The 3,634-nt window shown below is 63.7% G+C and carries 6 protein-coding genes; 5 read left to right on the forward strand and 1 reads right to left on the reverse strand.

Annotated features, from left to right (window positions below; translation table 11 throughout):
- From VKP01_RS06240 to VKP01_RS06250, 3 genes are all read left to right on the forward strand, one after another.
- Nucleotides 1-689: sulfite exporter TauE/SafE family protein (locus VKP01_RS06240; protein ID WP_324411301.1), on the forward strand; the 689-nt coding region annotated here is incomplete at its 5' end.
- Nucleotides 690-732: 43 nt separating this feature from the next.
- The gene (locus tag VKP01_RS06245; RefSeq protein ID WP_324411302.1) at nt 733-1,155 is read left to right on the forward strand and encodes a TIGR01244 family sulfur transferase; all 423 of its coding nucleotides are present in this window, start codon (nt 733-735) and stop codon (nt 1,153-1,155) included.
- A gap of 85 nt (nt 1,156-1,240) precedes the next feature.
- Nucleotides 1,241-1,567 (forward strand): metalloregulator ArsR/SmtB family transcription factor, encoded by a 327-nt coding sequence (locus VKP01_RS06250; protein ID WP_324411303.1) that lies wholly within the window; start codon nt 1,241-1,243, stop codon nt 1,565-1,567.
- A gap of 150 nt (nt 1,568-1,717) precedes the next feature.
- Here VKP01_RS06250 and VKP01_RS06255 read toward each other — a convergent pair whose 3' ends face one another.
- Complete coding sequence (locus tag VKP01_RS06255) at nt 1,718-2,251, reverse strand: hypothetical protein (RefSeq protein ID WP_324411304.1); 534 nt, start codon at nt 2,249-2,251, stop codon at nt 1,718-1,720.
- Between the two features lie 218 nt (nt 2,252-2,469).
- Here VKP01_RS06255 and VKP01_RS06260 point away from each other — a divergent pair, with 218 nt between their 5' ends.
- The gene (locus VKP01_RS06260) at nt 2,470-3,039 is read left to right on the forward strand and encodes a sigma-70 family RNA polymerase sigma factor (protein WP_324411305.1); all 570 of its coding nucleotides are present in this window, start codon (nt 2,470-2,472) and stop codon (nt 3,037-3,039) included.
- 235 nt (nt 3,040-3,274) lie between these two features.
- Nucleotides 3,275-3,634, forward strand: a 360-nt coding sequence (locus VKP01_RS06265) for a flavin reductase (protein ID WP_324411306.1), incomplete at its 3' end; no start/stop codon positions are given.

The following is a 3,634-nucleotide window of genomic DNA, read 5'->3' on the forward strand; positions in this document are numbered from 1 at the left end:
TGGCCGTGCCGGCCATGGTCTATCTCGTCGGCGTGGCGAGCCCGCATGTCGCGATTGGCACCAGTGCCGTCGCCGTGGCGGTCAATGCGATGATGAGCCTCGGCTCGCATGCGCGTTCGGGCACGGTGAAATGGCGCTGCGCGGCGGTCTTCGCCGGCGCCGGCGTGCTCGGTGCGGCTCTGGGCTCGACCATCGGACAGATGATCGACGGCGAGATGCTGCTTTCCGCCTTCGCCGTGCTGATGCTCGTCGTCGGCGCGCTGATGCTCAAGCGGCGCAATGCGGTGGGGCTGCCGGATGTGGTGCTGGGACGCGACAATTTCGGCAAGCTCGTGATCTTCGGGCTCGGGGCCGGCCTGCTCGCCGGGTTCTTCGGGATCGGCGGCGGCTTCCTGATCGTGCCCGGGCTGATTGCGGCGACGGGGATGCCGATCATCAATGCGATCGGCTCCTCGCTCTTCGCGGTGAGCGCCTTCGGCGTCACGACGGCGGGCAACTATGCCTTTTCGGGGCTGGTCGACTGGCCGGTCGCGGCCCTGTTCATCGCCGGCGGATTCCTCGGCAGCGCCATCGGCGCGCGTGTGGCGCGCAAGCTGGCCGATGCCAAGGGCACGCTGAATATCGTCTTCGCGGCGTTGATCTTCGCCGTCGCCATCTACATGCTGGTACAGAATGCGGGTCTGTTGTAAATCCGCCCCGGTTCAGCGACCTCCATGAAAGCGAGACCGCATCATGTCCTACATTCCGCTCACCGATGATATCGCCGTCGCGCCGCAGCTGCGCCTCGAGGATCTCGATGCGATCGCCGCAGCCGGCTACAAGGCGGTGATCAACAACCGGCCCGACGGTGAGGGCCCGGATCAGCCGCCGCAGGAGGCGATCGCCGCGCGCGCAGCCGAGCTCGGTCTGGAATACCGCTACGTACCGGTGATCTCGGGGCAATTCGCTCCGGAAGACGTCGCCGCCTTCCGAGCCGCGCTCGATGAGCTCGCCGGGCCGGTCGTGGCCTTCTGCCGTTCGGGGACGCGCTCCAGCGTGCTCTGGGCGCTGGCCAATGCCGGTCGGATGTCGGAAAATGACATCATTGCAACCGCGGCTCGCGCAGGCTATGACCTGTCGGCCCTGCGCGGGAGGCTCGACGGACATGGCCATTGAAGTTCTGACGAAGACGGCTACCGCAAAATCACGTCTCGAAAATGTGCGTTGCCAGGAAAGCATTTCCCGCGCTACAGACGGAGATATGGCAGCGAACCCCTGTGTGAACGTGAAAGCTTCAGATCTTCAGGCCCTGGAACCGAAGGCCGACATGGTGGCACAATTGCTGACGGCGCTCGGTCATTCCAAGCGCCTGATGGCGATGTGTCGCATGATGGATGAGGAAGTCTCCGTTGGCACTCTCGCCGAATCGGTAGGGCTCGGCCAATCGGCGCTCTCACAGCATCTGTCGAAGCTGCGGGCGCTCGGCCTCGTCACCACGCGGCGTGAGGGGCAGACGATCTATTACCGCCTCGCTTCCGAGGAAGCACGCGAGCTGATCGGCACGCTCTATCGGCTTTTCTGCAAATGAGAACTGCCGGACCCGCGCGGTAATGCAGCGCGCGGATCCGCGCATTGCATATCGGCTCGCCCATCCGCGAGCCGATAACGCAATTGTGATCACGGGCGATCATGTGCGGCCCGCGCCCACGGGAATTGCGGCGCGGGATTGCTTCAGGATTCAGCTGCATTCCTCGCGCGCCCGGCGCAGGGCGGCGGTGAAGCCCATCAGAGAGTAGACATCCGTCGTCTCGTTGCCGCGCCCGGATGTGACTTCCAGACGCAACTCGCTGCCGGCGAGGAAGGCATCGACGAGGCGGCCTTCATCGGCGGGATCCTTGATCCAGACATTCTCGCCGCTCGTCACCATGGTAAAGCGCGTGCCGTCGACATCGGCGATCGCATCCTGCCCCTCGCGGGTGGGAAAGCCCATGACCACGGCCACTTCGTTGCGCACGTTCTCTGCCGGGCGGAACGAGACGAAGAGATAGCCGGCACCGCGCCGCAATTCTTCGGGCAGTCGGCGCTGCGGTTGTGAGAGCGCATAGCAGACCCTGGCGCCATCCGCGCTCGCGCTGTAGGCGCCCCAATCGTTGAAGGTGCCTAAAAGTGTCGCACCCGATTGTGCATGGGCGCCGCCGGACGGAGCCGCAATCATGGCACCAGCCAGCGCGATGGCGGGGGCGAAGCGGCGGAGAAAACGTGTGAGCATCATGAATCTGACCCTGGACAGTTGGTGGCTCGCCATGCGGCGAATCGTGCTCGCGGTTTTTCACTACATTGTCCTGAAATGGGCAAAAATACGTTAACCTTTCCTGAATCGGCGGTTTTGCATTGCGCCATCGCGCGCCTGCTTCTAATTTCATGGCATTGCCATCGCGCGCATAACAGATCGAGAAGCGGCATCAGCCGCCAGAAGAATCGAGGACCGGCTTGCTCTCACCCGGCGAACTCGCTGCACTGGCCAAGGCCGTCGCGCAGTCGCGCGACCGTGCGGCTTTTGCGCGCCTGTTCGATTTCTTCGCTCCGCGCCTGCAGGCTTATCTGATTCGTCAGGGCGCCGATGCTGCGCTGGCCGAGGAGATCACCCAGGACGCGATGACCACGCTATGGCGCAAGTCGGACCTCTTCGATCCCGCCAAATCCTCGCTTTCCACCTGGCTTTACCGGATTGCCCGCAACCGCCGTATCGATCTCCTGCGCCGCGACCGCTCGACCCTGACCGAGCCCGATGACCCTGTCTTCGATCTGCCCGACGATACCGATATCGAGGGGGATATCGACGCCGCACAGCGTGACGAGGCCGTGCGGGTCGCCATGAGCAGCCTTCCCGACGAGCAACTCTCACTGGTGCGTCTGGCCTTCTTCGAAGGGCTTTCACACAGCGAGATCTCGGAGCAGACCGGCCTGCCGCTGGGGACAGTCAAATCTCGCATCCGTCTCGCCTTCACCCGCTTGCGGCGGGCCCTCGAAACCGGTGGCGTGGTGGAGATGGAATCCTGAGCGGCCGCATGTACACGGATGAGCCGAATGATGTCGATCAACGGCGCTTGCTCTTGAAGGTAGCAATTGAAAATTGCGTCATGTGCCGCCGGGCGTTGCGCCCGTCTCATGCTTGCCGAAGCGGCATTCGACAGAACCCGGGATCTTGCCGCCCCTTCTCAATCCGCATGCCGGAACCATATCTGCGAAATTATGGTGTGAATCGCGAACATGGCGGGATCAGTGAGATGGGGCAATGGTGCAGGAACAGGCGAGACATGCCGGGGAAAAGCGGGGCATCGCCGTCGTGAGCGATCTCGAATCACGCGATTATCGCGATGCGATGAGCCATGTCGCCGGCGCCGTTCACGTGGTGGCGACTGCAGACGCGACGGCCCGCAGCGGCTTCACGGCAACGGCGGTCGCTTCGGTATCAGACCGCCCGCCGACCCTCGTCGTCTGTGCCAATGCGGGCAGTGCCACGACCCGCGCCATTCTCGAAAGCGGCATCTTCTCGGTGAACACGCTTGCTTTCGATGATGCGATGCTCGCCGAAATCTTTGCCGGGCGTACGGAACTGTCCGGCGATGACCGTTTCGCCGAGGGGCGCTGGGAC

This window comes from Saliniramus sp. (assembly GCF_035311605.1).
Taxonomy (GTDB): domain Bacteria; phylum Pseudomonadota; class Alphaproteobacteria; order Rhizobiales; family Beijerinckiaceae; genus Saliniramus.